Source organism: Bacillus sp. KNSH39 (genome assembly GCF_052656585.1).
On sequence record NZ_JBQXYO010000001.1, the window covers coordinates 1,189,155 to 1,215,361 of the forward strand.

Below are 26,207 nucleotides of genomic sequence, written 5' to 3' on the forward strand. Positions count from 1 at the left end.
CCTCATTATTTCTTCAAAAACGCAATCCCAATTATAATCCCAATCACAATTCCGATTACTAAATTATTTGTAAAGTGCCCTTGAAATACACCAATTACAACCCCTATACCGACACCTATTGCCAAAGCATCATTTCTTTTTTTATTTTTAGCCAAAATTGCATCTCCTCCCATCATTTCTCCCTAAACAACATGCATTCACTTAAATGTATTAATATACGCACTATCTCGCTTGAATCTTTTCAAAAAATGCACTTTAACTTCATATATAATATTTTCCATTTTCTGTACATACTCCTTTTATAATGAAAAAATTTCAAGTAACCATTAAATATATATAGACATTTACTATAAGAAAGATCCGTAATTTATTGAAGGGGGAACGATTCAAATGCATCCTCATTGGAATCGTTCCCCCCATCCTGTAAGGAATACATTGCATCATGATTCACAATATATGATGCAATGTATCGCAAGTCTTGAAAATCAATTAACTAAATTAATCTCATTAATCGAGGAAAATAATCAATTCATCAAATCAATGGAACAACAACAAAACCAAGTTTGCGCACCAGCTGGAGGTTCTGTTATCGTTCGTATGTGATCTGGATGCAATAAAAAACACACTTTGTATTATAAAAGTGTGTCTTTTGGTCATTATTTTCTTTTCGTATGGAACCCTTGTGTAATACGGTCTAATATAATTGCGATTACTACGATAGCTAATCCAGCTTCAAAGCCCATTCCGATATTAACTTGTGTTACAGAGCGGTATACATCAACTCCAAGTCCTGGAGCTCCTACAAGTGATGCTGTTACAACCATCGATAACGAAAGCATAATGCTTTGGTTCACACCAGCCATAATTGTTCCGGTTGCAAGTGGTAATTGTACTTTAAATAGTTTTTGTGATGCAGTGGATCCAAATGCATTCGCTGCTTCAATTAAATCTTCTGGAACTTGTCTAATTCCTAAATCAGTAAAACGAATTGTCGGTGGCATTGCAAAGATTACTGATGCAATAATCCCGGGTACTACACCTACTCCGAAAAATGTAATCGCGGGAATAAGATATACGAAAGCCGGCATTGTTTGCATAAAATCTAACGTTGGTTTTAAAAATTTTGAGAAACGCTCATTTTGAGATGCTAATATCCCAATTGGAATTCCGACAATAATTGAAATAATAACGGAAGTAAGTACGAGTGATAATGTTTGCATCGTTTGTGCCCAGTAGTTAATATTTAAAATAAATAATAACCCGATCAGTGTAAAAATGACTAAAGATACTTTTCTCGTTGTGTACCAAATAAGGAAACAAAGGATGATAATCATCAATATGGCTGGTATTATTGTTAAAAAATTAGTGAGTAAATCAACGAATCCGCCGATAATATAAGAGAACCCTCGGAATAAGCCTTCAAAGTGCTCATATAAACTTGCAACAAATGAGTCGACCCATTCCCCTAATGGAATACGTGGTATACTATTCATCGTCTTTCACCTCTTCCTCAATGTTTCCTGCAAGAGCTTGAATGACACTTTCACGTTTAATAATTCCTCTTAGCCTTTTCTTCTCATCGATTACTGGTAAGGGATATTTCATCTCTGCCATTTTTGCATATGTCTCTTCCAGTAAAGTATCCAAATACACATGCGGAATATCATTAAGTAATAAATCAGCAATCGGCCACTGTTTTTGTACTGCTTTACTCGCATCATCCGCAGTTAATATACCTAAAAACTCATACTTTTTGTTTACAACATATACAGTTGAGACGCCTGCATTCCTCATAATTTGAAGAGCCACACGAGGTCCACGATCAATTAATAAAGTTTCTGGTCGTTTTAAAATAGACTCAGCCGTAATTACTTTTCCTAAATTCACGTCCGCAACAAACTTTTCTACAAATTCATTTGCGGGGCTCATCATAATTTCTTCTGGCGTTCCAATTTGGACGATTTCTCCATCTTTCATTAATGCAATACGATCTCCAATTCGAAGCGCTTCATCTAAATCATGCGTAATAAATATAATCGTTTTTTCCATTTTATCTTGTAACTCTAACAATTCATCTTGCATTTCTTTTCGAATAAGTGGATCTAATGCACTAAATGACTCGTCCATTAGTAATACATCTGGATTATTCGTTAGTGCCCTTGCGATTCCAACGCGCTGCTGCATACCACCACTAAGTTGACTTGGATAATTATCTTTATGATGATCGAGTCCTACTAACTGTAGCGATTCTAACGCTTTTTTCTCTCGCTCTTCAACCGGAACTCCTTGTATTTCTAAACCATATGCAACATTTTGTATAACTGTACGATGCGGAAATAGAGCAAATTTCTGAAATACCATACTCATTTTCGTTCTTCTTACTCTCCGTAACTCTTCTTTTCCCATCGTTGCGATGTCTTCACCATCTATGTATATATGACCTGCAGTTGGTTTAATCAATTGATTTAACATACGAACTAGCGTAGATTTCCCGCTGCCAGACAAACCCATAATAACGAAAATCTCTCCAGAGTAAACTTCAAACGTTGCTTTTTTCACCCCAACGTTCATTCCTGTCTCTTTTAAAATTTCCGATTTACTTTTTCCTTCTTTTAATAAGGAAAGGGCTCTTTGCGGATGTTTCCCGAATACTTTTGTTACGTTTTCAACACGCACCTTTGTATTATCCATGTCACTACTCCTTTTCTACCCATCTATTCACATAGTGTTGCGATTTTACAAAGAAATATTACATAAAAATGACATTCATAAGATTTCTTTAAAATTCTCGTTTCCGTTCATAATAAGAATGCTTACTTATACATTTATTTTATAAGGCAAACGTTACTTAGGAGGTTTTCGATGCGAAAGAAAATTTGGTTTATATGCCTTGCATTATTTATTACTATGATTTTCACTTCATGTAATGCAACAAATGCAAATTCGAAAGGAAAAATTAAACTTGGTGTAACAAGTTGGAAAGAAAATATTGCAACTGCAAACATGTGGAAAGTTTTATTAGAAGAAAAAGGCTACAAAGTTGAGCTCATGTATTTAGAAAAAGCCGCAATTTGGACTGGTGTCGCTCGTGGCGATGTTGATGCGAATTTAGAAGTATGGCTACCAGTTACAGATAAACCGCTAAACGATCGTTATAAAGATGATATTGTCTTAAAATCAAAATGGTACGAAGGTACTGGACTAGGTTTAGTCGTCCCTTCTTATATGAAAAACATAAACAGTATCGAAGATTTAAATGCTCATAAAGATGAACTAGATAATAAAATTGTCGGTATCGAACCCGGTAGTAGTCTTATGAATTTAACGAATAAAGCAATGAAAGAATATGATATAAAACTAAAACTTGTCCAATCTTCTGAAGCTGCGATGATGAGTGAACTAAAGAAAGCATATACAAAAAAGAAACCAATCGCTGTTACGCTTTGGAATCCGCATTGGGGTTTTTCAGAATTTGACTTAAAATATTTAAAAGACCCTAAGAAAGTATATGGTGAAAAAGATGACATTTATTACTCCGTTCGTAAAGGTTTCGAAAAAGATCACCCGGATATCATAAAATACTTTGATAAATGGAAAATGAACGATGAGCAGCTTGGTACATTAATGGTCGAGTTAAATAAAACGAAAGATCCCGAAGAAGCGGCACGAAAATGGATTAAGAACAATCAAGCGCTAGTTGGTGAATGGGTAAAGGATTAATAAAAAGGCTAGAGAATTAACATATCCTCTAGCCTTTTTCATCTTATTTTTTCGTAACAACATCATCTACAATCCCATATACCTTCGCTTCTTCTGCAGTCATAAAATAATCTCTTTCTGTATCATGTGCTACTCTTTCAATCGGTTGGCCTGTTTTTTCTGCAATCATTTTATTAATATCATGCTTTAACTTCAATATCCTTTTTGCTGTTATTTCAATTTCTGTTGCTTGCCCTTGTGCACCACCAAGCGGCTGATGAATCATAATTTCACTATTTGGGAGTGCAAATCGTTTTCCTTTTGCACCTGATAATAATAACAATGCACCAAATGATGCTGCAAAGCCCATGCATAGCGTTTGCACATCAGGTTTAATTAAATTCATTGTATCTAATATTGCAAAACCTGCTGTCGTTGATCCGCCGGGGCTATTAATGTATAAAAATATATCTTTCTCTGCATCTTCTGCTTCTAAAAATAATAATTGAGCTACGACACTACTCGCTACTTGATCATTTATTTCTGAACCGATAATAATAATACGATCTTTTAATAACCTTGAATATATATCATAGGAACGTTCTCCTAATTTCGTTTGTTCCACTACATATGGAATTGCATTCATTTTATATCCCTCCAATAATTGTTATGCTGCTAAAAGCATACAACTGTAGGAAGAAGGTTTTTTCGCATTAAATAATAAGACTGGCTGTTTAGATGGTAACTTAGTAAAATCTATTGTCGGAAGCAGTTTCGTTAATAATTCCGGTCTCTCCTCTCGAATAGACGTTACTACAACTTCCATATCATCTGTGAATTCAACTATCTCAATCCCTTCTTCACTTACAGTTTTCAGCCTATTTCTACTACGAAACAAAGAAGCTTTTACTGCCCCTTCCGATACGGAACATACTTTAGCAATATCAGCGATACTATATTGAAAAACATCCTTTAATAATAAAATCGTGGATTGCTGTACATTTAATGAAGATAATACTTTCCCTACCATTTCATGCAAATCTGCAATGTTCTCATGTGGTTCTTCAAAAGTGATTTGTTCCTTTACTTTTTCATGAACTGATTTTAATTTCATCTGGTCTAACCAACGATTTCTTGCTATTTTATAGACGAGTGTCATACAAATATCTTTATTTCTATATTTTTGAAGTACTTTACACACTGTTTCTTGGGCGAGATCTTCCCCATCCCATTTGTTTTTCGTTAAAAAAGTACAGTATCTTTTTAACTCTCCATATTGTTCAATTAAAAAGTTTATATTTGAATGATTCATATCGATATGGTTCTTTAAAACATGAGTTACTTTTGTGCACAAAATAACCACTCCTTTTCAGCGCTTACTTAATAAACGATTCAACATTAAAAAAAGTTACGGGGATATAAAAAAATAATGTTTATGTTCAATAATTCGCGGTCATAAATATGTTATGTACAATTTTACGTGAGGAGGAACAAATTTGCCAAAATTAACAATTGAAGGTGCGGGAACTTTTGATGTAAAAGAAGGAACAAAGTTAGTATTAGCAATTGAAGATAGCGGTGTCAACATTCTTCATCGTTGCGGCGGGAATGCACGTTGCACAACTTGTAGAGTAGAAATACTAGCAGGTGATTTCTGTGAAGCGAGTGCGAATGAGAAACATGCAATGACGGAAAAAGGGATTGAAGATCATTTACGATTATCTTGTCAAATGCGTGTACATAAAGATATAGTCGTTCGTCCGGTACTTACAGTTGAAAATTCAGGTCTTGATGCTGGACCGCGTCCAGCGGAGTAAAGCGATGAATTTAAAACAGCTCGCTGGCGAATATGCCGCTAACTTTGTAAATGATGGCATGAAGATTGGGCTTGGTACAGGTTCTACTGTATATTGGACAATACAAAAATTAGGTGAGCGTGTAAAAGAAGGATTATCATTTCAAGCTGTACCGACATCAAAGGAAACTGAAGCATTAGCACATCAACTAAATATCCCCCTAATTTCGTTAAACGACGTACAAAGTCTTGATCTTACAATTGATGGAGCGGATGAAATTGATTCAAATTTACAACTTATAAAAGGCGGTGGCGGTGCATTACTTCGTGAAAAAATCGTTGCCTCTTCCTCTAAAGAACTAATTATCATTGCTGATGAATCGAAACTTGTAACACATTTAGGTACTTTTCCATTACCTATTGAAATCATCCCTTTTTCATGGAAACAAACCGAAAATAAAATTCAGTCTTTAGGATGTCAAACAACATTACGTTTGAAAAATAATGAAACCTATATAACCGATAACAATAACATGATTATCGATTGTATATTCCCTAATCATATTTCTAATCCTGTCCATTTACACACCCAATTAAAAATGATTACTGGTGTAGTTGAAACAGGGTTGTTTATAAGTATGACGAGTACAGCAATTATTGGTACTAAAAATGGGATAAAGAAATTGTAATAAAAGCTAACTTTTTAAAGTTGGCTTTTTAGTATGTTCTTCTTCTCTTAATAGTGCTTTATTATGATATACTAGGAAAACGCAAACAGATTACACTAGAAAGGACTGAACATTTTGCAATCCAAACTTATAACAGAACTTGCTGATTTAGAAACTGCCTTTCATATTCGAAAAGAAGTATTTGTAAAAGAACAAGGTGTTCCTCTTACAGATGAATTCGATACATTCGATGAAATCGGAGAGCAATGTAAACATATTTTAGTTTATTATCATGAGCTTCCTGTAGGTACAGGGCGTATACGATTTGTTGATGGCGTCGGAAAATTAGAACGTATTTGCATTTTAAAAGATTATCGTACATACGGATTAGGTAAAGTCATCATTCAAACGTTAGAAGAAATTGCTCGTAACGAACAAGCTACAAAAGTGAAACTACACGGGCAAACACAAGCTGAAGGATTTTATAAAAAATTAGGTTATGAAACTTCTTCTGATATATTTATGGAAGATGGCATTCCGCATATACTTATGACGAAAATGTTATCATAATAAAAAGGGTAGTATATGAATCTTATGTATTCATACACTACCCTTTTTTATAAATAGAAAAGTGAATTCTCCAGATTCTCTTTTGAAATCAAAGCCCATCATCTCTTAGTTCATATCTAGGTAAAGCTTACACTGTTTTCCATAATGATAATGCATAAATCCAGTTCGGATCACCATTTCCTTGATGACTCTGGACTGCTTCATATACTTTTCCTTCGTGTAGAACTCTATCTCCCTTTTTATATGCTTTTTTTGCATCCCACGCTTCATATGAAGCGCTTTCGGTTTTTGTAGTAATTGTGAATATATCACTCTGTACGGATTCATTTCCAGCTACATCAACAGCTTTTACTACATATTTATAAGTAGTATTAGCGAGCAGATTTTTATCCATATAAGAAGTTGTATTGGATGTTGCAATCTTTTTCATTGATCCTTCTGTTTCTCTATAAATATCGTAATGGTCTACACCAATATTATCGTCAGATGGACTCCACATTAAATCCACACTTGACGCTGTCGTTCCCATACTATGTAATCCTTTTGGTTGTGTTGGTGCTTCTGTATCTAGAATCTCAACTGTCGTTTTTACTGTAAGCGCTGTACTTTCCTTCGATACATTGCCAGCTGCGTCAATTGCTTTTACAGTATAAGAGTATTCTGTGCTTGGTTGTAATTTCTTATCAATAAAATGAGTGCCTATTACTGTATCAATCATCTCTCCGTTACGGAAGATTTGATATCCTTTTACCCCTACATTATCCGTAGAAGCGTTCCATGTTAGTTCTACACTATTTGCTGTTACTTTTTGCGTCTGAAGTCCATTTGGAATACTTGGCGCTTCTATGTCTGGTTTCACATCATTAATAAGATTAACATCAATTACATTATAGAATGCATTTGCTGTATCAGCTACATCCCATACTGCTAAAATCACATGATATCCACTACGATCAGTAGGTACATTGATTTTATGAGTTAAATTATTTGAAGCTGCGGAACCATCATGTTGTACAGTTCCAATTGGTTCAAAATCTGCTCTTGTTAGCGCTTTATTTGGATTCCATCCTTTTTTAGTAATATAGTAATGCCACTTACTCGTTAAGTGAGGCGCAGTATACTTCCAAGTAAATGTATTTTCCCCACCAGTGATTGTATTTTTAAACCAACGATTTGCTGTTTGTTGATCTAAAATACCACCAAATTTTCCGCCTGCTGAAGCAATTTGTCCATCTACTGGACCACCTTGTGGGAAACCTTTTGGAGCTTCTAAACTTTGTGGTTCATACATAACACTTCCACAGTTTACATTTAGCGCACCATAAGTTGAACTACATAAAGCGGATCGGCTACCGGGCTTTTCAACAAAACCGTGCGCATAAGCATTTTGAGGAATAAGTGTCGTACTAATAATTCCAGCTGTTAATGCTACAGCTCCTAAACTTTTTTTGTTCATTTTCATATTTTGTAGTTGTTTTAAAAATCGATTATTCATGTTCATGTCTCCTTCTTGTTATACTTTGTAGTGGAATGTGGGCTTTGATGTAAAAGAATAACAAGAGACAAACTTGTACCGATGTATGTGTGAATTATGCATACACCGCAGTGAAATTATATTTTTCTTGTGAAATATTTCACTTTATGAATATATCATGACATAGAAATTACCTGAGTATGTGCAGAAGTTGTGCAGAAACAGTGAAATTATTACTAACATGTAAAACTAAGTCCTAACATTTTAAAATAAAATTCGAATATATTTATCTATCATCTTTACTTCATAATTGACAATACATTTAACTGGTTAACTTTTATTCTTATACTTATATCTCTCAGTGCCTTAGTTTTAACCATACTAGATATTAAAAATAAGAATTATAAAGTTAAATAAAAAGCATCCTATTTAGATGCTTTTCTAATGTATAATTTCATTTTTTCACTGACCTACAAATATAAAAATTTCATCAACAGCTTTCTTATATCCACCTGATTTTTGGAAAGATTTCTTCAAATTCAAAGCAACTTCTTTAAATGACGGATTATTTAATACCATTTCTACACTTTCACTTAGTTGATCCGCAGTTAATCCTTGCATTTGTAATTTTATTCCTGCTCCAAGACTCTCCACTTGCTTTGCGACTACTGGCTGATCTGCACTTTGCGGTATTACAACGAGCGGAACCCCGTTATACAGTCCTTCATGCGCACTGTTCATCCCGCCGTGTGTAATAAATAGTTTCGTATATGTAAGCAGCTCAGTTTGGGGTACATAGTTTTTCACAATGAAGTTTTTAGGAATTTCGCCTAGATCACTTATTTTTGTTTTACTACCAATAGACATAACAATTGTATGCTCACTATTCTCAAAGGCCTTCATACACAGTTTATAAAAGTCAATCGCTTCATTAAAAACAGTACCTAATGAAATATAAATCGGACTTTTTTCTTCAATTGAAGTAAAATCAACGTCTCTGTTTTTCATTTGTGCAGAGATAGATGGTCCTACAAATTTATATATTTCATCAAACGTATCACCAAAAGGCTGGAACTCCTTAATTGTATATACAATAGTAAGGGGTGCAGGATTACAGAAAACTTCATACGATGATTTTATTTCAACACCATATTTTTCAGCAATTCCCTTCGTTAAGTTTTGAAAATCATTCTGTATTTTATCATAAATTTCTACTGGGATATTTTTTGATAGATGACCTAACATTTGCTCAACGGATTTTTCATCCTGCGCAAAAGATGTGCATGAATTTATGGCTGGAAGTTTAAGGATTTGAGCAATTAAATGGCCACAGCCAAACATAGAATCATGAATTATGTAATCAAAATGTTCACCTTCAATTTGTTCTAAAACGCTAGGTATTACAATATCTGCTGTATGTAGAAGGCCATTTATTCTTTCCTGTAAATAATTTCTGCCTCCAGATAGAAACGCTTTTATAAATTTTTGATCATCAATCGTTCGTACAGTAGCACCTGTCTTCTCAATCCGCTCCCTGAAAGCTTCTATTGAAAAATAAACGACCTCTTCACCACGAGAAATCAATTCATCTACAACTTGTAAAGTTGGATTTATATGTCCTTCTGATCCAGCATTAATAAATAAAACACGCGCCATAATAAACACTCCTTACGTTAAATCATTTCTATGTTGGCAAGAGTACGGATTCTCTCCATACTCTTTTCCTAGCTGTTCGTATCATGTTCCTACTAAATTGACCTAGCAAGTCTAAAACCGAGATCATCTATATGAAATGTAGGATGGCTTCGACGACGACAAGTAGCGCCGCACCCTCTCGCTGTTTCAGCCCAACTACCACCACGAAAAATGCGGTATGATCCGTACACTGTTTCATCATACAAATCATAACACCATTCCCAAACGTTCCCTAGCATATCATAAAGTCCCCATGCATTCGGTTCTTTTTGGCCAACGTCATGAATCTCTCCATTTGAATTTTCATTATACCACGCTATATCATGAAGTTTCCCGTATGTATATCCGGTTGTACTTGCTTTACATGCATATTGCCACTCCGCCTCAGATGGTAATCGGTAGCCATTTGAACCTAAATTACATTTCACAATTTGACCACCATCACTAATAGAATAATATTCTTTTAATCCCGCTTTTTTTGAAAGTACATTACAAAACGAAATGGCATCGTTCCATGAAATATTGACAACTGGTTTATGATTTTCATCAAAATTATTTAATGTACTATTTGTAATAGCATCATATAGTTCCATTGTTACAGCATACTTTGCAAGAAGAAATGGTTGAATTTGTACTAGCCATTCTTTTTTTATTCGATCATCTCTTAATACTACCTCTCCAGCTGGAATATTGACCATTAATGAATTGATTAGTTGAATTAAATCGTTAGTCATTTTCTATTCCTCCAAACGTTCATTTTATATGAACTTAAAGTCATATACTCATTACAAAATAGAATTTTCAAAAAGCGTTAAATTTTTCATAATAAAAAACGATTAGTTTTATTAAACTAATCGGTAAGATTCACAAAGAATTTTTGTGTTACATTCTATAATTATATGTGCTCTAAAAATTTCCGAACCTCATTTGGAGATTTTAAAACAATAACCTTTTTCTCTTCCGGCAATTGCTCTAACCCTTTTAAAATTGTAGGTCGTTTAGCATTAGGATATTCCCATATCCATTTAAAAAATTGCAAATCAAATCTTTCTTCACATCCCGCGCCCATATCTGGTCTTGTTTTATTCTGGTATTTTACAATTCTTTTAAAAGCACGATAAATACAAATTGTTCTATGAATATCAAGGAAGATAATTGTATCAGCTGCATTCAGTCTTATACCCATCGTCCCGCCATAATTCCCATCAATAATCCATTTCTCATCTTTAATTAAGTTATTTTGAACTGTTATTTGTTCTTCTCTCGGAACACCTTCCCAATTCGGTTTCCAAAATAATGCATCAAGATGATGCACCTTAATATTTAATTTATTTCCTAACTGCCTTGCTAATGTAGATTTTCCTGAACCACCAGAACCAATTAATATTATTTTTTTCATACCTTTACGATACCTTCTATAACTTCTTCAATAGTTTCCTTATTAGCGAAAATCCAGAAGAACATTTCTTCATTTAACTTTAATAAATCTGGTAACTGGACAAAATAAGCAATAAAGATAATTTGAATTGAAAGCATAACATACCAAATAGCTTTTAGTTCTTCTTTCGTTAAATCATTTTGTTTATAATAACCTTCAAAGACTTTGCTAACGATATGTAACCATTTCCCTCTTAATCTTTCATCACTAAATAGCTCGCTTAATATACTTGTACAGCAATAACATAAATCAAATATTTTTACATTATTTTCTAAAATCTCAAAATCTATAAACCCTTCCAGTTTATCATCTTTAAAGATTACATTTGATAGATGCATATCACGATGAATAATTTGTCTCGGTAATGGATGGACCGTTTCCTTGAAAGCTGCGTGCATTCGCTCCATCTTTTGAATTACCTCTCGATGAACATACTCATTCTTTTCTAAAATCGGTATAGCCCATTCAAATGCCATCCTATATAAATCTCTTTTTATTAACTCATGGTCACTATTCACCGAATGTAATGCTTTGTGCAGATTAGCTATTTCTTCTCCAATTGTACTTGCTAGCCTTTCCAGCTTATTCGTATCTTTTATTTCTAAAACACTTCCGGCAACATACTCATATAAGCAATAATATTTTTCTTTATATAATACATATTGTTCATCATTTTCTGTCTTTACTACTCTCTGTACTTTAATTCCCTTTTCATACAGTTGCTTCAAAACATCGAATTCAACTAGAAGTTGCTTTATTGATCCTGTTTTCTTTAAAATATACTCTTTATTCTTGCATATAACCTTCGCTACTTTTTGTTGAATTACAGTAGCTGTGACATGTTCATTTTGAAACCAAAACTTTGCAATTTCCAGTGCTTGTTCCATTTACAAATACCCCTTTTACAATTCTTATGTCTTCCGAAAAATAACCTCACACAGTACTCCCACTCCAACACCAATTGTATAGGCCACTAAATCACTCCACAAAAAACCGTATCCCAACACGAGTCCGCCCAAAGTCGTTGCACGCATGCTATCTATCCATTCCGCATGATACAATTGGCTCGCTTCAATCCCGTAGCAAAACATTAAACTAATAAAAGCCAACTTCTTCGTCTCTGTTTTAGGAAACAAAAGTCCAAAGCCAGTAAAAATCATTAATGCCCATAAAGCATCACCTAAATAATCATTTAATAGATGTGGTAGTGCAAAAGCAAACTTTCTTGAGCTAAGACCTAAAATAATAATAACTATAGTAAATAGTGCATATACTACTCTATTTCGTTTCGTATTCATTTTAAAGTCCCCTAATATGTAATGTAAAACTGTAAATAGCTAGTAAAACAAAGTTATTTTACTAGCTATTTATTAGTTGCTTTAATGATAAGAAAATGTGGATTCGTATTTAGATAATAATATGATTTTTCGTCTACTTCTTTCATTTTTTCAATTGCCTTCGGTTCTACTATCTCTTCTAATACAAAATAATTTGTAGTTTCATTTAGTATGTCTTGTAATGATCTTCTAAAAAACTTGACTTCAATAGTAATATTCGGTTTAACCCAAGTATCTATTAATAACTGTTTTTCAAAATAATTTTTACATGGAAACTTTGTGAAATCCATAAAAGGATGATGAATAGAATAAATAAGTTCCCCACCTTGCTTCAATACACGACGAAATTCTTGAAATACTTGATTCCAATTTTCTAAGTAATGAAGAGTTAACGAACTTACAATCACATCATACGTATTATCTTCAAATGGCAATGTTTCTTGCAGATCATGACAAAGGAACGTTGCTTCTTCTCCTATATTTTCTTTTGCTGCTTTTACCATTTCAGGACTTACATCAATTGCTGTAACATTTGCTCCTCTTCCTATGAATTGAGAAGTATACCATCCAGCTGCACATCCAGCATCTAATATTCTTTTTCCTTCTAGTTCCCTTGGAATAAGCTCCATCATCGCCGGTCTTTCATAATAACTGTTATATGGATTTGCAAAATCTAGATTTTCTTTATATGTACTCGCTAATTTATCATACGTATCTTTAATCGAATCTTTCATTACACACACTCCTAATACATATTAATCCATTAACTCCTGCTGCTTTTTCTTTGAAAATGATTGTAGTACTAGATCATACGACCAATCAATCATTTTATTAATTTGCTCCTGCTCTATACCCTTATGAATATAAACGGTATTCCAATGTTTTTTATTCATATGATACCCTGGAATAATTGTTTCTGGATAATCTTCTCTTATTCTTAATGCGACTTCTGGATCACACTTCAATGTAATCGCAGCTTTTTCGCCTTCTTCATGATTTACTATCGCAAATATTTTATTATTAAGCCTCATACATGTTGCACTCCAGCCATCTGGAGAATCTTCTGTCGCTTTTCTTTTCGATAAACAGTACGCTCTTGTTGCATTCATTTTAATTGGCACCTCTTATTCTTTCCCTGTTTGATTACGATGCATCACAATTTGCTTCGTTGCTTGAAATTGCTGCTCACCGTAAAACTTTATTAGCTTCTCACCGCAAAATAGACTAACAATATCAATATGAGATATTTCTCGAAGTAATATTGTAAGCATTTTCTCTCCAATACCTTTATTTCTTACACTCTCATGTACGACAACATCTTCAATGTATGCTCGAAAAACACCATCAGAAACGACTCTAGCAAATCCAACTAATTCATTTTCTTCCCATACTCCAATGGCTATACTATTCTTTAACATTTTTTCAATATCGACTTCTTTTCTTTCTGGCCACCAACCGACAGAATCATAAAGCTTCTTTATTTTTTCTGCACAGATTGGTTGTTCTTGTTGCAATTTATACGTGTACATATGCTTTCTCCCATCAACCAGTATACATAATACTATTATAATCTCTTTTCAAAAAAGTGCTGACTATGACCTTTCGGATGATCTTCAACGACACCATACTCCCTGTAACCGTGCTTTTTATAAAATTCTGGTGCTTGAAAACTAAATGAATCTAGCAATATTAATCTACACCCTTTCTCCTTCGCAATCCCTTCAATTTCATGTAAAAGTTGGCTGCCATAACCGTCATGACGAACTGATTCATCAACCCATAAAAAGTCGATATGAAGGTGATAAAAATACATCGTACCTGTTACGCCACCAAAAATTTTTCCTTCTTCATTTTTTACTACGAGGCGTACTTCTTCCATCGTCTGTCTTGCCTCATCTGTTAAGATGGACATATTATATTGAATAACTTTATTTTTAATATATTCTCCTTCAGTACGTGTACCGTTCTTTATATGTTTCATTTATATTGCTTCCTTTCAGCTTAGTAATCTACATTTTATTTTTTCTCTTTAAAATACTAATACATACGAATCCACCATATGTAACAAAGCATGAAAAGCCAATTATACCTGGTACAGAGACATATCCTACCCTTATGTAACTTATAACCGCAAAACAAACGATAGACAATAAAATAGATGGCCAAAATATAAGAGCTGTTTTTCTTCTTCCTCGTTGCGATGTACTTTCTTTCTCTCCAGAAACACGTGTGCCAAAAAGCAATACAATACAAATAAGGATCGCTGCAAAGTAAATTGTATCTAATGACAAATTGTGATCATATAGTGCGATTCCAACTTCAAGAGCAATAACCGTTAAAATTAAAATAATGATTGTTGAAGTCTTTAAGTTTCTTTTCAATCGCTCACTCCTAGCATGCTTTCACTATATTCTTTGTATATGTACTTTAAAACTATTGCAAAAGCTTCATCTACCTCTTTATTTTCACGTCGATTCGGTAAATCTTTTCCCCCCATCACATAAAGAAGCGGAAATTCGTTAAACATTCCTATAATACCAATATTTATTGTAGCTGTGAGTAATCCACCTGTCATATGAGCTAAATGATAATATGGGATTTCTTCATACTCTCCTTGCTGTCTTACCATGCCGCTAATAATTGGTTCCCATAATTCTGGTTCTGATTTATAACCTTGAAAGGTTTGTATGAAAAGGGCAAGAACTTCACTTAATTCTCCAACATTTTTCTCATCTCTAGCATTCTCTTGTATATAAATTTTTGAAAAGTACGTTTGTGCGTACATTTTCACAGCATCCCATCCACCACAGTGCATTACAACTGACTGTGCAACGCAACTATCATGACAAGCAATCATTACCTCTACCGCTTGACTAAGTGTTAAAGAAGTTCTTCCTTGTAAATGCGGATATAACTGCCCACTATCTTCATGCGGATTAAATTTAATGTGATGAAGTATATCATTCCAATTATGTTTATTTTCCTTCACCATTTGCGTTACTACAAATCCAATGACTAATTTTGCTGCTGATGCTAACGGAATATTTAATTCATTATTATATGAAGCAACTATCCGATTATCTTTTGTAGAATAAATTGCCATTCCCACATAATTAGATTGTACCTCTTTTATTTTATTTATAACAGTTTCCATTTCCATCCCTCTTTTTATATCGTTATATTAACTTCTAATATTTCAACATTGAATGTAAAAAACCTTTTCATTAGCTATTAAAATAAGAAAAAGGTAGCATGAATTTTTTCTTGCTACCGAAAAATATTTATTCTTCTATAGGATTTTCAGGACCGTTAAGTTCCAGCTGATAAAAAGCTAAATCTAGCCATTTATTAAACTTATAACCAGCTTTTTTTATTGTTCCTGCATGAATAAATCCATAGTTTTGATGCAAGGCAATACTTTTCTCATTCTCTGCATCAATTCCAGCAATTAAGGTCATATACTCTCTTTCCTTTGCAATTTCGATTAATGTTTTCATTAAAGACGTCCCAATCCCATTTTTTCTATAATCCTTATCAACATACACCGAATGCTCAATTGAATATTTATAAGCAGGCCAAGCTCTAAATGGTCCAAATGTCGCAAATCCTACTACTTTATTATCTAATTCATATACGAAAATTGGATACCCTTCAGCCTTTTTTTGTTCATACCAATCTATTCTATTTTCAAGGGTTACAGGTTTATACGCATATACAGCTGTTGTATAAAGTATCGCATCGTTATAAATATCTAAAATGTATGCTAAATCTCTTTTCGTTGCTTCCCTTATCATTGTTTTCTTCCTTTCATCATGTTCATCTTATTTCACTATCTTTTCAATAGTTTTATTTTATCGAAATTTCAGATTTTTATCTACATACGAATACTAGCTTTTCGGAAACCATCAAGTATATTTATTGCAGCAGATAACATGTAGAAGAAAATTCCTCCCCCAATGAGCCACGTTTTAAACTCCTCTGGGGAAGTAGTAAATGCATTTGCCATATACGTAATGAATCCTTCGTTTAATAAATGTGGATTTACTACAATTACAATGAATATGATTGTTCCGACTACTTGAAGAATAGCATTTCCAATTGCCAACCTTTTCGTCCATTGTCCCTGTACTAACTTATAAAGTGATATAGCTACTTCGAAAACGATCATAACCAAAATTAGGGGCCAGTATTGAAGCAAAACATCTTGATTAAACGTTGGCGCGACAAACTTCAATCCGTTTTCTGTACCATGATATACGCCTACAAGATGATTCGCATAAAAGTAAAGTGTAGTCCAAACTGCCGTCCACATTAAACCTCCAAAAACTTCAAACTTCGAGATTGCTTTTTTCTTTGGGATATACGAGATGTTTTTCAAATCATCTGGTGTCCATTTTTTAAAACTTGTCGTCAACGGCTCGATACCTTTGTCTTTATCTGTTCTTTCTAAAATAACAAACACAAGTGTCAACCAGAAAAATACATGGAGACCCACTTCAAAAATTTCCCCTATACCTTTACCTATCAATTGTAAAATAACATTTAATACCGCTTGATCACCATTATAGCCTATAACATTTTCTGCAACCATTGAAATGAGCGCAATAACAGCTGCAATTGGTATAATCATTTTTAATAGCGTCGTATATACATCAAAATAACGTGGTCCAATTAAATGCATTGGTCTATCCAAGTACCCATTAGCCAATGAAACTGGACTTCCCAATTTTTCGAGTACGCTCTTCACATCTTCCTCATTATAATCGTCTGGTAACATATCCTCTATTGTTGACCGTAGTTCAAGTGTAATATCTTCACGATTTTGTTCAGGCAATCTCTTCGCAACTTCATGGACATACATATCAATCAAACTCATTTTCGTCCTCCTCCTTTAATAAGTTATAAAGTTCTTTCGAATCCTTTACCCACTGCTTTTTCAATTGTAAAAATATCTCTAATCCATATTCACTTAAAACATAATACTTACGAGGTCTACTCTCTGTTTTATCCCAACTACTCGTCACTAACTCCTGCTTTTCTAATCGGCGAAGTAGCGGATATAAAGTACTTTGATCAATTGTAATCCCTGATTGCTCCAATAACTGGACAAGTGAATATCCGTACTGCGGCGTTCTTAATTGACTTAAAACAGCTAACGTTAATGTCCCTCTTCTTAACTCAGTAATTAACGAGTTTAATAAAGTATCCATTCACTCACCTCATTTCCATTACTATATGTCATACAGTATGTGTTTTATACTATGTATCGTACAGTATTAATGTGACAAAAACTATAATCATTTACCAAAAAACGGATAATAAAAAGCGCAAATTATATGATTTTTGCTTTTTTAGCTAAGTTATATATCTATAGCACTCTAAAAGGTAGCAACCTTAACTACTAATTTTGAAGTTCCAGTAATGCTATATTAAGTTACAAATATCGTATACATATGATGTGAACATAACATTTCACTATAGGAAGCTATAAAAATGGCGAATTACCATGCTTGAATGATTCCCGTTTTCAGCACCTAATCAACGTTATTTCCTTCATAAACTTCATCTTGTTCAAAATCTTTATTTTTGTTTGGTTTATTAGAGAAAAATAAAAAAACAATTAAATTAGGTTAATTGTTTTTCAAATGCAAAATCTTTATTTTTTTAAATAATCTATGATATTCGAAAAGACAAACTCTCCAAATGCAAGTGGTATATAAATAAACCATAACTTTAATATTGCCTTTGTTTCTTTGTGATCAGAATCCCCCATTAAAACCAGCCCAATCCTTTTTCTTCTAATATTTTCATTTTAATTCCAATAACAAGGAAATTATACCATTTATCAATATTATAGTCTATTTTTTCTAAAAATTAGATAAATAAAACTCTTGTATTCCCTCAACATTCAGATAAACATAATAATTTTTTTTACGTTTCATCTTCAAAGTCTATAATGAGTCCTGTTAGAACTGCTTCATTACCAATCGATTGGATCCCGTGACCAATAAAATCCATCTTAAATTCTTCCCACTCTAACTGCTCTTTTGTGATTCATCGTCACATTATGATGAATCACTCATACATTATCTAGAAGTAAAAACCCTAATTCACTTTTCTCTTAAAGAGCACAATTCAAATGTGCTCTTTTTAAGTCTGTTCGAATAAAATTAAAAATCCTACTGATAAACAAAAAATCTCGTTTATCAATAGGATTCATTAGCTATATATAGCAATTATAGCGAACTCCATCGCCTATTACTAAAGTCGAACTGATTTAAGTAATATAAATTCCCCGTTTTCTTTAGAAAATGGAACAACCTCTACAATCGCCTCAACATTAATTACTCCGTAAACATGCGGATATTCTTGACTGTTTGAAGCAAGTTCATATTTTACTTCTGCTTTTAATAGGGCTGGATCAATTGTAAGTGATAAAACATCTTCTTCATGCTTGAAATATTTTTCTGCAACTCTTAAAGCTTGATCTACTAATGAACAATGAATAAATCCCTCTTCTATAAGGGAATCTTCATTAATTTTTCCAATTATTTTTGCGATTTCCCAATTACTTTTGTAATCATAGTAACTCTCCCTTTTTAATTTATGTAATGATATAATAACACTAAATTTTCAACACGTTCTTAATAGATTGGGGACTTATAATGGATAAACCTCTCACTACATTACAAACTATTATTATACATATGAATACAAATGAGCATTGGCATGATTTTATTTGTTACTGTCAGCATCGCGAAGCGGGACTTCGAAAATTAGCTTATAAACATTTAGAGACATTTATTTCAAATGCAAAGAAATGGGAATCAAAAGATCAAGAGGAGTTTGCCATTTCACTGTTTACTATTTTAGATGCATCAAACGAAAAAGATGAGGTGTTAACTTTCTCACTAAATAGTTTTCTAATTGACATTCTATATAGATGGACAGAAAACACCCCATTTGATTCAAGGCCTTTTAGATGGATAGGAATTTATATGGACTCTAGCAATAAAGAAGACGATTTAGAAAAATCCCTTCGAAAAGCGATTGAATTAGGTGGTGATACCGAACAAGAAGCCATGATATACCTAGTTTCTAATTACATCCATACTTTAGAATTTGGTACACATGAATTCCCTTCAGGTTATTGCGGAGATTTAAGCGAATGTATAGAAAAACTTCCCTATATGTTTCAATTAACTAATAGAATTCAGAATAAGAACATAAAGGAGCAAAACATTGGTCAAATACAAGAACAACTACACTTAATTCTAGATTGGTTAAAACATACACAAATTCCAGTAGATGCTGTTCGTATATGGGAAAAAGAACAAACTAAGGAATTAGAAATGGTCATTGTATATTATTTACACAACAGCTCAAGTCGTTAATTCATCTTGTACAGAGATAATAAAGTTGTTTAAAACATAATAAAATTGTTTGAAAAACGCCAGTCATGTTATTCAACAATCGGACTATATAATGGAATGAACCCTTGTAAAAATTAGAAATATTTGAAATAATCATTATTAAGTTGAAGCAGAACGATTGCAGAAAAAGGTGATACGACTTTTTCTTACTTAAGAATCGCGAAACAGTTGAAAATTTTAATTAATTATATTCCGAAAGGGTGTGTGTAGTATCTTATCAACTAATGTTTTTACTTATAAATCTAAGGATGGAAAAACAGTAATAATTAGAGAAGCTAAAGAACAGGATGCAGAAAGAATACTAGATTCTGCTTCAAAAGCTTTAATAAACGCTCCATACATGCTAAGTACGGTTGAGGATGTAAAAAAGGTACGTATCGATGCTATTCAAAAAACGTTAAAAGCTTATCATGAAAATCCAAATTATGTACAGTTTATTGCTGAAGTTGATGGTAAGTTAGTCGGTGCAATAGATTTTAAGAACGGAAACAAAGAAAAAATTAGTCATCAAGGGGCTTTTGCGATGACCATACTACCTGAATATCGAAATTATGGTATTGGAAGAGCTCTTCTAGAAACGTTAATCAATTGGGCTAAAAATAACAGTAAGATTGAAAAAGTTTGTCTTGAGGTAATGGAAGATAATCTAGGTGCAATCCAGTTATATAAGAATCTAGGCTTCTTTGAAGAGGGTAGAAAAGCAAAGGGTGTAAAATTGGATGATAGCTATCAAAATTTAATATTAATGGCTTTATTCGTTTAAAATTGAACATTATTTAAATGTAGTGTAGTGCTTTGATAAAAAAGGATAAATCTTTTACAAAAAATATCCCCTACTTTCTAAACCACGAGTAGAGGATTATGGCGTTTTAATAGACTTAGGAAGATAGATACAATTCGTTGCTAAAAGGACCATCATCCGTTGTGGATTTGAAATAAAGTTTGATCATTTTTTATCTATTTTATGCCACAATCGCACCCTTTAGTTGAATAAAGGAACAATTATCTATGAAGTGATCCTTTCTAGTAGTATAAAATTAAATGCAAATTAAGCTAAAAGTTATTATATTTCGTTATCACTGATTTAGCCCTTTCAATAAGCTTATTTTTTATGAAATCAGGTTCTATTATTTCTGCTTCTTGTCCAATATTCCAAAGTAGTTCAACATAAAACCACTCTTCTGAAGGGTTAATATTCTTTGTTATTTTCGCGGTTCCATCTGAATTGTATTCCATATTATCTCTTAACCATGATATGCTCTCAGCTTTTCTTTTTCCCTCTTTGCTTAAACTCACTTCGAGCTTTATGAGATTAGATTCACACTCAGAATACAGCCATTCTTTAACATTCAAATGGACATTAGTGGAATGAGAAGCAGAATTAATAATTGTTTTTTTTATTCGATCTACCCTGAAAAGCCTTATGCCTCTTCTCATTCTACAGTAAGCGGGACAATACCAATACCCGTTATATACGTATAAGCCCATAGGTTCTATCTCTCTATAGATTTCATCTTCAGTTGTTTCATATAAGATATTAACAGTTTTCTCTTCTACAGATGCATCATAAAGGTTTCTTAGCACCGTTTTATCTACTTTAATATTTGGTTGCCACATCAAGATTTTGTCTCTAGTATTCTCAATTGTATCGGAAGTTTCCTGAGGAATCATATTGAACAGTTTATTTAGAATTACTTTATATGAAGTAGAAAAAGGAGTGGCGCCAACATATTGCATGGCATCTATTGCAAAAAATAAAGCTATTATTTCATCCTCACTAAACCAAATAGGAGGGATCATTTTATTTTTTAGTGTACTAAACCCTCCATTTCTACCTCTTTCTGAATAGACTGGAAAGTAAATTTCACTTAGCTCCTGTATATCTCGGAGGATTGTTCTCTCTGAGACTCCTTCGGATTTAGCAAGTTCCTTTGCAGTAATGGAATTATTATTGTTTAATGCCAGCATGATTCTAATGATGCGTTTAGTTTTAGACATTTAATCACCTTTTTCATAAAATATGACAAAATCTGTCTTATTTATAGTATAAGCTAATTTTAAACTAAGTGAAGGAGGCTAATGCAAAAATGAATACCATCGAATATATTACTGAAACGAAAGAAGTATTATTTTCACGTAAAAACTTAAAAAATGAAGAGATATCTGCGAGATTAATAACTGATTACATTGTAAGTAATGGTGTAGTTTACGAGAATATAGGCTCTTGGGTTGATGATGTAGTGAGAATTAAACTTAAAAAGTTGAAGGAAGAAACAACTTACCTAACTCAATCAAAGAAATACAACTTTAGATGTGTTGAATACCGAAAATATGAAGATGAACCATCGCAAAGAGAGGTGCTTCATGTTCTTGAGAAAGAAAGTACTTCTGACTTACTACCTCATCTTTTAATTTTTAATCCTTCTCTACAGGCGAGACCATTAAAAAGATGTGCATCAGAAATAGACGAAGATCGGGAAATATTTGTTGTATATTATTTAGATGATTGTGATTGTGAATGTGAAAAATAAAGTGTATGCTAAAGAACCTACTTTCTCGATATTGAGAAAAGGCTTTTATTTTTTAGAACTCACATTTAAAAATAAATGTACATTTGTTCTCATTAAATTATATATTAATCATTATCTTTATTCATTATTATTTATTTCTACAGCTATAAATTAAAGACTTAAATTAGCAGCATGTAGTCTATTAAAAAGTACATTTTTTTCTTAAAGCACTACAGAAACGACTTTATTGTTATATTTTTAAGTACAGTGAAGTATCTTATATCGAAAATTAAATAACTTTATTGTCATTTTACACGTCTACCATTTTAATATAAAAAAGAGGATTTTCATACAGTACTAGAAAATCCTCTTTTTATATTTATCCCACATTAGCTTGCAGTAAAACTCCCCACTGATTATAGTTTCACTTTATTTTAATCCTTTAATTAAAGGTGACGCTTCCCCACTATAGAAAATCCATAAGTCATGAAGTGATCTCGTACATCCGACATATAGTAATTTTGCATCATGTTTTGTGTTTTTGTAATGTTCTTCATCCACATCAATTAAAAGCACCGCATCAAATTCTAAACCTTTCGCTAAATAGACAGGTACTACTGATATACCACCTTCATATTTACTTTGGTTTGCTTCAATTACGTTGACCGTTAATCCTGCATTTGTTAATTTCACATATATATCACGGCATTCATCTTCTGTTCTTCCGATTACCGCAATTGTTTTCACATCTGCATTTTGCAAATGTTTTACCGTCTTCACAATTTCAGTAAATTGATTTTCTGCATGAATTACTTTCACATCTTCTCCACTGCGGAAGACTGGTGTTGCGAGTCCTACTGGGATTTCTGCATTTTTAATTATTTCATTTGCAAATTCAATAATTTCTTTTGTAGAACGATAACTTCTTGTCAATTCATAATAACCGGTTTCTTGGAATACTTCCTTAAAAGCATTCCAATCTTCAATTCCTTGGTAATCATAAATCGCTTGCGATAAATCACCTAATATAGTGAAAGAATTACCTAATGTAATTTCTTTTAATACATAAACTTGGAAAGGCGAAAAATCTTGCGCTTCATCAATAACAACGTGATGAAACTTCTGCCCGATTTCAATCCCTGTTATACGATGATGTATGTATATTAAAGCTGGTAAATCTTCTACATACACTTCTTTTTTACGACAACTCTTTTCTGTTTCTTTAACAAGTTCTTCAGGTAATGCCTCAAGTATTTCTTTACTTTTTACTATTGAACTATACAGTGAAAGAGCACTCATTTTCGGCCAAAACTTCATATATGCGTTCAGTCTCTTAGTCGCTTCTTTTTTTAGTAATTTTTTCTCGTTTGTTTCCCCGAATTTTTTAAGCTCAATTTCAATCCAGCGCTTCATTCGTCCTACTAATCGTTCTCTTCTTTTCTGTAAAGGATAATGTTTATATTCAACTTGCATCCATTTTTTAATATCTTCTACTGGAATAATCGCTCTATCCCACGCCTCAAAATCTTTTGTCGGAACTAACTCATTTTCAAATTGGATCATTCTCTCTTGAATAAACGTCTTAAATTCCAACGTACCCTTTAATTTACCTAGCATTACCTTCTTTTCATCACGATTAATTGAAAATGCTTCTTTCAATTTTTCTTCTGTCTGCTTTAGTTTCACTGAATCATCTAACGTACGTAATGCCCAATCCGGAAACGTTGTTTGATTAATATTCCCTACACCTAATTCAGGAAGTACACTCGAAATATAGTCTAAAAACAGACTATTCGGCGCAAATACGATCATTCTTTCTGCTTCTAGTTGTTCACGATATTCATAAATTAAAAAAGCAAGGCGATGTAAAGCAATTGTTGTCTTTCCACTCCCTGCAACCCCTTGAATAAGTAATGGTAAATTTCTTTCCGCTCGAATAATATCATTTTGTTCCGATTGAATCGTTGAAACAATATCCTTTAGCTTATTATCTTTATTCTCACCTAATCGATATAGAAGAAAATCATCGGCATGCGATACATCTTCATTTCCTTTTACATATGTATCAACAACACGTTCAAGTTCTCTTTTTCGAATGGAAATGTTTCGTTTTAAATACACATCACCTTCTACTAACCCATCTGGTGATTGATAAAATGCTAATTCGTCTCCACCGGTAAATGAATAAAACATACTTGCGACAGGTGCCCGCCAATCGATAATGATTGGCTTCATCGTGTCCATATCCGAAACCCCTACTTTTCCGATATAAATCGGCATAACTTCTTCTTTTCCATCTTCCTGAAAATCTAACCTTCCAAAGTACGGCTCTTGCACACCAATACGTAAGTTTTGTCTATTAGACTCCCTCATACTTTCAAGAATTTGCTCTTTAAAATCTTCTCCATAATAAACTGGGATTTTTTCAAGCTTATCCAATTGCTCATCCATCGTATGTAAAGTATCCTTCATTTTTTGTAACTCATCTTCAAATATGTTGCTCATTTCGACGATTCCCTCCTGTCCGTTCTAATTTTTCAGTCGAAGTATCATTGTATTAAAAATCCAATCATAAAGTCAATAGTTTCTATTTAAATTTTCCGAAAAAACTTACTTTTCATCTTTCTAATTTAAAAAGAATATGCAACATCTAAATCACACAAATACACATATAGTATAATGATGCATGCAAAAGATACTACTTTCTATTTGTCTCCTATTTAATTTATCTATTAAAAAACATTGTAAAAATTAAAGAATTTAATCAATGGGCGTTTTACTGCCCATAAATAGTAGGATAAATAAAAGTAAAGGAGGCTCTTCAAATGAATATTTTGAATCTATCTCAAGATTAAATATGCTTCTATCTGGCTGTATCCTTATGGTTTGTTGGTCAATTATGTATGTTGAAATATATAGACTTACAAAATCCGTCTGGCCATGCGTTATCATGCATGCGATTGAGGATGCTGTTCCTACTGTTTTAGTTACCCTAACAGGGATTATTACCCTTACAAACAGTAGTGATTTTTGGTTAAATCCTATTAGCGGGGTCGCTGCTACTGTTTTATTTCTCGGAATTGGAATCGTACTAAGAACTATAAGAATAAAAAGAGAACGACAATTATTCACACAATAAAAAGCAGATAATGAATTCGTCATTATCTGCTTTCCAATTTTTAAAACTACCTTATTATATTTTTTGATACATAAGCCAGTCACCAGAGTCTATCACTTTCTTTAACATCTTTTTATCTTGAGCGATATACACGTATGCCTCAATTTCCCTATCAGCAACATATACTGTTTGCGTGATTCGATCATATAAATCAGTCTCCGCATTACCTGTATATTCTTCTAGTTCATCTAACTTACACAATATCTCATCATTTACTACATAAACTTCTCCATACACCTGTTCTTCAATCGAATAAGTCATGGCCGGATATCCTTCGTTCGTATCAAATAATTTGCCATATGTCCAAGCTCTGTCTGCGATGCATGTTGCACCTAGCATATAATGAGCATTCATTTGTCCTCTTCTTAACGTGCCATAAACGAAAACATGATACATAAATTCTTATCCCC

General features: G+C 33.0%; 32 protein-coding genes, 1 pseudogene and 1 riboswitch. Of the genes and pseudogenes, 9 read left to right on the forward strand and 24 right to left on the reverse strand.

What is annotated here, in order from left to right; genetic code table 11:
- Window positions 1–5: 5 nt before the first annotated feature.
- Window positions 6–173 (reverse strand): hypothetical protein, encoded by a 168-nt coding sequence (locus tag ACUL40_RS05915; protein ID WP_000508401.1) that lies wholly within the window; start codon window positions 171–173, stop codon window positions 6–8.
- A 217-nt stretch (window positions 174–390) separates the two neighbouring features.
- On the opposite strand from ACUL40_RS05915, the gene ACUL40_RS05920 reads away from it, so the two are divergent.
- Window positions 391–603, forward strand: a complete 213-nt coding sequence (locus tag ACUL40_RS05920; RefSeq protein WP_065382618.1) for a hypothetical protein — start codon at window positions 391–393, stop codon at window positions 601–603.
- Window positions 604–656: 53 nt separating this feature from the next.
- Here the strand turns inward: ACUL40_RS05920 and ACUL40_RS05925 are convergent, their stop codons facing one another.
- Together ACUL40_RS05925 and ACUL40_RS05930 are read right to left on the reverse strand one after the other, a co-directional pair.
- Window positions 657–1,493, reverse strand: a complete 837-nt coding sequence (locus ACUL40_RS05925) for an ABC transporter permease (protein ID WP_001084765.1) — start codon at window positions 1,491–1,493, stop codon at window positions 657–659.
- The gene (locus ACUL40_RS05930; protein ID WP_000370606.1) at window positions 1,486–2,691 is read right to left on the reverse strand and encodes a quaternary amine ABC transporter ATP-binding protein; all 1,206 of its coding nucleotides are present in this window, start codon (window positions 2,689–2,691) and stop codon (window positions 1,486–1,488) included. The genes ACUL40_RS05925 and ACUL40_RS05930 overlap by 8 nt, the downstream gene beginning before the upstream one ends.
- A gap of 171 nt (window positions 2,692–2,862) precedes the next feature.
- On the opposite strand from ACUL40_RS05930, the gene ACUL40_RS05935 reads away from it, so the two are divergent.
- Window positions 2,863–3,720, forward strand: a complete 858-nt coding sequence (locus ACUL40_RS05935) for a glycine betaine ABC transporter substrate-binding protein (RefSeq protein WP_074047874.1) — start codon at window positions 2,863–2,865, stop codon at window positions 3,718–3,720.
- 43 nt (window positions 3,721–3,763) lie between these two features.
- Here ACUL40_RS05935 and clpP read toward each other — a convergent pair whose 3' ends face one another.
- Together clpP and ACUL40_RS05945 are read right to left on the reverse strand one after the other, a co-directional pair.
- Window positions 3,764–4,345, reverse strand: coding sequence for an ATP-dependent Clp endopeptidase proteolytic subunit ClpP (clpP, locus tag ACUL40_RS05940; protein ID WP_000991613.1), 582 nt, complete (start codon window positions 4,343–4,345; stop codon window positions 3,764–3,766).
- Window positions 4,346–4,366: 21 nt separating this feature from the next.
- The gene (locus ACUL40_RS05945; protein ID WP_000337513.1) at window positions 4,367–5,053 is read right to left on the reverse strand and encodes an RNA polymerase subunit sigma-70; all 687 of its coding nucleotides are present in this window, start codon (window positions 5,051–5,053) and stop codon (window positions 4,367–4,369) included.
- 142 nt (window positions 5,054–5,195) lie between these two features.
- Here ACUL40_RS05945 and ACUL40_RS05950 point away from each other — a divergent pair, with 142 nt between their 5' ends.
- The 3 genes from ACUL40_RS05950 (at window position 5,196) to ACUL40_RS05960 (ending at window position 6,732) form a co-directional block, all read left to right on the forward strand.
- Entirely contained in the window at window positions 5,196–5,516 is a 321-nt protein-coding gene (locus tag ACUL40_RS05950; protein WP_001125388.1) for a 2Fe-2S iron-sulfur cluster-binding protein, read from the forward strand.
- A gap of 4 nt (window positions 5,517–5,520) precedes the next feature.
- Window positions 5,521–6,183 (forward strand): ribose 5-phosphate isomerase A, encoded by a 663-nt coding sequence (gene rpiA / locus ACUL40_RS05955; protein WP_079004353.1) that lies wholly within the window; start codon window positions 5,521–5,523, stop codon window positions 6,181–6,183.
- Window positions 6,184–6,297: 114 nt separating this feature from the next.
- Entirely contained in the window at window positions 6,298–6,732 is a 435-nt protein-coding gene (locus ACUL40_RS05960) for a GNAT family N-acetyltransferase (protein ID WP_065212632.1), read from the forward strand.
- Window positions 6,733–6,859: 127 nt separating this feature from the next.
- Here ACUL40_RS05960 and ACUL40_RS05965 read toward each other — a convergent pair whose 3' ends face one another.
- From ACUL40_RS05965 to ACUL40_RS06040, 16 genes are all read right to left on the reverse strand, one after another.
- Window positions 6,860–8,227 carry a lytic polysaccharide monooxygenase gene (locus ACUL40_RS05965; protein ID WP_445422878.1) on the reverse strand — a complete coding sequence of 456 codons (1,368 nt, stop codon included), beginning with the start codon at window positions 8,225–8,227 and terminating at the stop codon, window positions 6,860–6,862.
- Between the two features lie 441 nt (window positions 8,228–8,668).
- Window positions 8,669–9,862, reverse strand: coding sequence for a macrolide family glycosyltransferase (locus ACUL40_RS05970; RefSeq protein ID WP_445422879.1), 1,194 nt, complete (start codon window positions 9,860–9,862; stop codon window positions 8,669–8,671).
- A gap of 92 nt (window positions 9,863–9,954) precedes the next feature.
- Window positions 9,955–10,635 carry a formylglycine-generating enzyme family protein gene (locus tag ACUL40_RS05975; RefSeq protein WP_000180354.1) on the reverse strand — a complete coding sequence of 227 codons (681 nt, stop codon included), beginning with the start codon at window positions 10,633–10,635 and terminating at the stop codon, window positions 9,955–9,957.
- A gap of 161 nt (window positions 10,636–10,796) precedes the next feature.
- Window positions 10,797–11,300 carry a DNA topology modulation protein gene (locus tag ACUL40_RS05980; RefSeq protein WP_000720558.1) on the reverse strand — a complete coding sequence of 168 codons (504 nt, stop codon included), beginning with the start codon at window positions 11,298–11,300 and terminating at the stop codon, window positions 10,797–10,799.
- On the reverse strand, window positions 11,297–12,226 hold the full coding sequence (locus tag ACUL40_RS05985) for a phosphotransferase enzyme family protein (protein ID WP_069358081.1): 930 nt from the start codon (window positions 12,224–12,226) through the stop codon (window positions 11,297–11,299). The genes ACUL40_RS05980 and ACUL40_RS05985 overlap by 4 nt, the downstream gene beginning before the upstream one ends.
- Window positions 12,227–12,250: 24 nt before the next feature.
- Window positions 12,251–12,637 (reverse strand): ribosomal maturation YjgA family protein, encoded by a 387-nt coding sequence (locus ACUL40_RS05990; protein ID WP_445422880.1) that lies wholly within the window; start codon window positions 12,635–12,637, stop codon window positions 12,251–12,253.
- A gap of 65 nt (window positions 12,638–12,702) precedes the next feature.
- Window positions 12,703–13,410, reverse strand: coding sequence for a class I SAM-dependent methyltransferase (locus ACUL40_RS05995; protein WP_017656468.1), 708 nt, complete (start codon window positions 13,408–13,410; stop codon window positions 12,703–12,705).
- Between the two features lie 21 nt (window positions 13,411–13,431).
- Window positions 13,432–13,785: an MmcQ/YjbR family DNA-binding protein gene (locus tag ACUL40_RS06000; protein ID WP_000994622.1), complete on the reverse strand. Its 354-nt coding sequence runs from the start codon at window positions 13,783–13,785 to the stop codon at window positions 13,432–13,434.
- A gap of 15 nt (window positions 13,786–13,800) precedes the next feature.
- A complete protein-coding gene (locus ACUL40_RS06005; protein WP_017656469.1) occupies window positions 13,801–14,205 on the reverse strand; it encodes a GNAT family N-acetyltransferase in 405 nt (134 codons plus the stop codon).
- A 35-nt stretch (window positions 14,206–14,240) separates the two neighbouring features.
- The gene (locus tag ACUL40_RS06010) at window positions 14,241–14,657 is read right to left on the reverse strand and encodes a GNAT family N-acetyltransferase (protein ID WP_000680537.1); all 417 of its coding nucleotides are present in this window, start codon (window positions 14,655–14,657) and stop codon (window positions 14,241–14,243) included.
- A gap of 28 nt (window positions 14,658–14,685) precedes the next feature.
- Complete coding sequence (locus ACUL40_RS06015) at window positions 14,686–15,057, reverse strand: hypothetical protein (protein WP_445422881.1); 372 nt, start codon at window positions 15,055–15,057, stop codon at window positions 14,686–14,688.
- The gene (locus ACUL40_RS06020) at window positions 15,054–15,830 is read right to left on the reverse strand and encodes a serine hydrolase (protein ID WP_226368770.1); all 777 of its coding nucleotides are present in this window, start codon (window positions 15,828–15,830) and stop codon (window positions 15,054–15,056) included. Before ACUL40_RS06020 ends, ACUL40_RS06015 begins: the two co-directional genes overlap by 4 nt.
- A 127-nt stretch (window positions 15,831–15,957) precedes the next feature.
- Window positions 15,958–16,470, reverse strand: coding sequence for a GNAT family N-acetyltransferase (locus ACUL40_RS06025; protein ID WP_000617521.1), 513 nt, complete (start codon window positions 16,468–16,470; stop codon window positions 15,958–15,960).
- Between the two features lie 80 nt (window positions 16,471–16,550).
- A complete protein-coding gene (locus ACUL40_RS06030) occupies window positions 16,551–17,552 on the reverse strand; it encodes an HAAS signaling domain-containing protein (protein ID WP_445422882.1) in 1,002 nt (333 codons plus the stop codon).
- Complete coding sequence (locus ACUL40_RS06035; RefSeq protein ID WP_000380296.1) at window positions 17,539–17,886, reverse strand: PadR family transcriptional regulator; 348 nt, start codon at window positions 17,884–17,886, stop codon at window positions 17,539–17,541. The genes ACUL40_RS06030 and ACUL40_RS06035 overlap by 14 nt, the downstream gene beginning before the upstream one ends.
- Before the next feature lie 993 nt (window positions 17,887–18,879).
- Window positions 18,880–18,941: riboswitch (Fluoride riboswitch) on the reverse strand.
- On the reverse strand, window positions 18,938–19,294 hold the full coding sequence (locus tag ACUL40_RS06040; protein ID WP_445422894.1) for a DUF952 domain-containing protein: 357 nt from the start codon (window positions 19,292–19,294) through the stop codon (window positions 18,938–18,940). It overlaps the preceding riboswitch by 4 nt.
- Before the next feature lie 47 nt (window positions 19,295–19,341).
- On the opposite strand from ACUL40_RS06040, the gene ACUL40_RS06045 reads away from it, so the two are divergent.
- On the forward strand, window positions 19,342–20,070 hold the full coding sequence (locus ACUL40_RS06045; RefSeq protein WP_226368773.1) for a hypothetical protein: 729 nt from the start codon (window positions 19,342–19,344) through the stop codon (window positions 20,068–20,070).
- A 241-nt stretch (window positions 20,071–20,311) separates the two neighbouring features.
- On the forward strand, window positions 20,312–20,872 hold the full coding sequence (locus ACUL40_RS06050) for a GNAT family N-acetyltransferase (RefSeq protein ID WP_000337118.1): 561 nt from the start codon (window positions 20,312–20,314) through the stop codon (window positions 20,870–20,872).
- A 290-nt stretch (window positions 20,873–21,162) separates the two neighbouring features.
- Here the strand turns inward: ACUL40_RS06050 and ACUL40_RS06055 are convergent, their stop codons facing one another.
- Window positions 21,163–22,107, reverse strand: coding sequence for a helix-turn-helix transcriptional regulator (locus ACUL40_RS06055; protein ID WP_063245509.1), 945 nt, complete (start codon window positions 22,105–22,107; stop codon window positions 21,163–21,165).
- A gap of 89 nt (window positions 22,108–22,196) precedes the next feature.
- On the opposite strand from ACUL40_RS06055, the gene ACUL40_RS06060 reads away from it, so the two are divergent.
- Window positions 22,197–22,640 (forward strand): hypothetical protein, encoded by a 444-nt coding sequence (locus tag ACUL40_RS06060; RefSeq protein ID WP_445422883.1) that lies wholly within the window; start codon window positions 22,197–22,199, stop codon window positions 22,638–22,640.
- Between the two features lie 408 nt (window positions 22,641–23,048).
- On the opposite strand, the gene ACUL40_RS06065 is transcribed toward ACUL40_RS06060, so the two are convergent.
- Window positions 23,049–25,124, reverse strand: coding sequence for a HelD family protein (locus ACUL40_RS06065; RefSeq protein ID WP_098583515.1), 2,076 nt, complete (start codon window positions 25,122–25,124; stop codon window positions 23,049–23,051).
- A 319-nt stretch (window positions 25,125–25,443) separates the two neighbouring features.
- On the opposite strand from ACUL40_RS06065, the pseudogene ACUL40_RS06070 reads away from it, so the two are divergent.
- Window positions 25,444–25,758 (forward strand): annotated as a pseudogene (locus tag ACUL40_RS06070) (CPBP family intramembrane glutamate endopeptidase); the annotation flags it as partial.
- Between the two features lie 54 nt (window positions 25,759–25,812).
- Here ACUL40_RS06070 and ACUL40_RS06075 read toward each other — a convergent pair.
- Window positions 25,813–26,193, reverse strand: coding sequence for a gamma-glutamylcyclotransferase family protein (locus ACUL40_RS06075; protein ID WP_075677138.1), 381 nt, complete (start codon window positions 26,191–26,193; stop codon window positions 25,813–25,815).
- Window positions 26,194–26,207: the final 14 nt, after the last annotated feature.

Bases quoted from the DNA above. Each gene is read 5' to 3' on its own strand.
- ACUL40_RS05915 (WP_000508401.1), bottom strand. From the start codon at position 173: ATGGGAGGAGATGCAATTTTGGCTAAAAATAAAAAAAGAAATGATGCT.
- ACUL40_RS05920 (WP_065382618.1), top strand. From the start codon at position 391: ATGCATCCTCATTGGAATCGTTCCCCCCATCCTGTAAGGAATACATTG.
- ACUL40_RS05925 (WP_001084765.1), bottom strand. From the start codon at position 1,493: ATGAATAGTATACCACGTATTCCATTAGGGGAATGGGTCGACTCATTT.
- ACUL40_RS05930 (WP_000370606.1), bottom strand. From the start codon at position 2,691: ATGGATAATACAAAGGTGCGTGTTGAAAACGTAACAAAAGTATTCGGG.
- ACUL40_RS05935 (WP_074047874.1), top strand. From the start codon at position 2,863: ATGCGAAAGAAAATTTGGTTTATATGCCTTGCATTATTTATTACTATG.
- clpP (WP_000991613.1), bottom strand. From the start codon at position 4,345: ATGAATGCAATTCCATATGTAGTGGAACAAACGAAATTAGGAGAACGT.
- rpiA (WP_079004353.1), top strand. From the start codon at position 5,521: ATGAATTTAAAACAGCTCGCTGGCGAATATGCCGCTAACTTTGTAAAT.
- ACUL40_RS05965 (WP_445422878.1), bottom strand. From the start codon at position 8,227: ATGAATAATCGATTTTTAAAACAACTACAAAATATGAAAATGAACAAA.
- ACUL40_RS05970 (WP_445422879.1), bottom strand. From the start codon at position 9,862: ATGGCGCGTGTTTTATTTATTAATGCTGGATCAGAAGGACATATAAAT.
- ACUL40_RS05975 (WP_000180354.1), bottom strand. From the start codon at position 10,635: ATGACTAACGATTTAATTCAACTAATCAATTCATTAATGGTCAATATT.
- ACUL40_RS05980 (WP_000720558.1), bottom strand. From the start codon at position 11,300: ATGAAAAAAATAATATTAATTGGTTCTGGTGGTTCAGGAAAATCTACA.
- ACUL40_RS05985 (WP_069358081.1), bottom strand. From the start codon at position 12,226: ATGGAACAAGCACTGGAAATTGCAAAGTTTTGGTTTCAAAATGAACAT.
- ACUL40_RS05990 (WP_445422880.1), bottom strand. From the start codon at position 12,637: ATGAATACGAAACGAAATAGAGTAGTATATGCACTATTTACTATAGTT.
- ACUL40_RS05995 (WP_017656468.1), bottom strand. From the start codon at position 13,410: ATGAAAGATTCGATTAAAGATACGTATGATAAATTAGCGAGTACATAT.
- ACUL40_RS06000 (WP_000994622.1), bottom strand. From the start codon at position 13,785: ATGAATGCAACAAGAGCGTACTGTTTATCGAAAAGAAAAGCGACAGAA.
- ACUL40_RS06005 (WP_017656469.1), bottom strand. From the start codon at position 14,205: ATGTACACGTATAAATTGCAACAAGAACAACCAATCTGTGCAGAAAAA.
- ACUL40_RS06010 (WP_000680537.1), bottom strand. From the start codon at position 14,657: ATGAAACATATAAAGAACGGTACACGTACTGAAGGAGAATATATTAAA.
- ACUL40_RS06020 (WP_226368770.1), bottom strand. From the start codon at position 15,830: ATGGAAACTGTTATAAATAAAATAAAAGAGGTACAATCTAATTATGTG.
- ACUL40_RS06025 (WP_000617521.1), bottom strand. From the start codon at position 16,470: ATGATAAGGGAAGCAACGAAAAGAGATTTAGCATACATTTTAGATATT.
- ACUL40_RS06030 (WP_445422882.1), bottom strand. From the start codon at position 17,552: ATGAGTTTGATTGATATGTATGTCCATGAAGTTGCGAAGAGATTGCCT.
- ACUL40_RS06035 (WP_000380296.1), bottom strand. From the start codon at position 17,886: ATGGATACTTTATTAAACTCGTTAATTACTGAGTTAAGAAGAGGGACA.
- ACUL40_RS06045 (WP_226368773.1), top strand. From the start codon at position 19,342: ATGGATAAACCTCTCACTACATTACAAACTATTATTATACATATGAAT.
- ACUL40_RS06055 (WP_063245509.1), bottom strand. From the start codon at position 22,107: ATGTCTAAAACTAAACGCATCATTAGAATCATGCTGGCATTAAACAAT.
- ACUL40_RS06060 (WP_445422883.1), top strand. From the start codon at position 22,197: ATGAATACCATCGAATATATTACTGAAACGAAAGAAGTATTATTTTCA.
- ACUL40_RS06065 (WP_098583515.1), bottom strand. From the start codon at position 25,124: ATGAGCAACATATTTGAAGATGAGTTACAAAAAATGAAGGATACTTTA.
- ACUL40_RS06075 (WP_075677138.1), bottom strand. From the start codon at position 26,193: ATGTATCATGTTTTCGTTTATGGCACGTTAAGAAGAGGACAAATGAAT.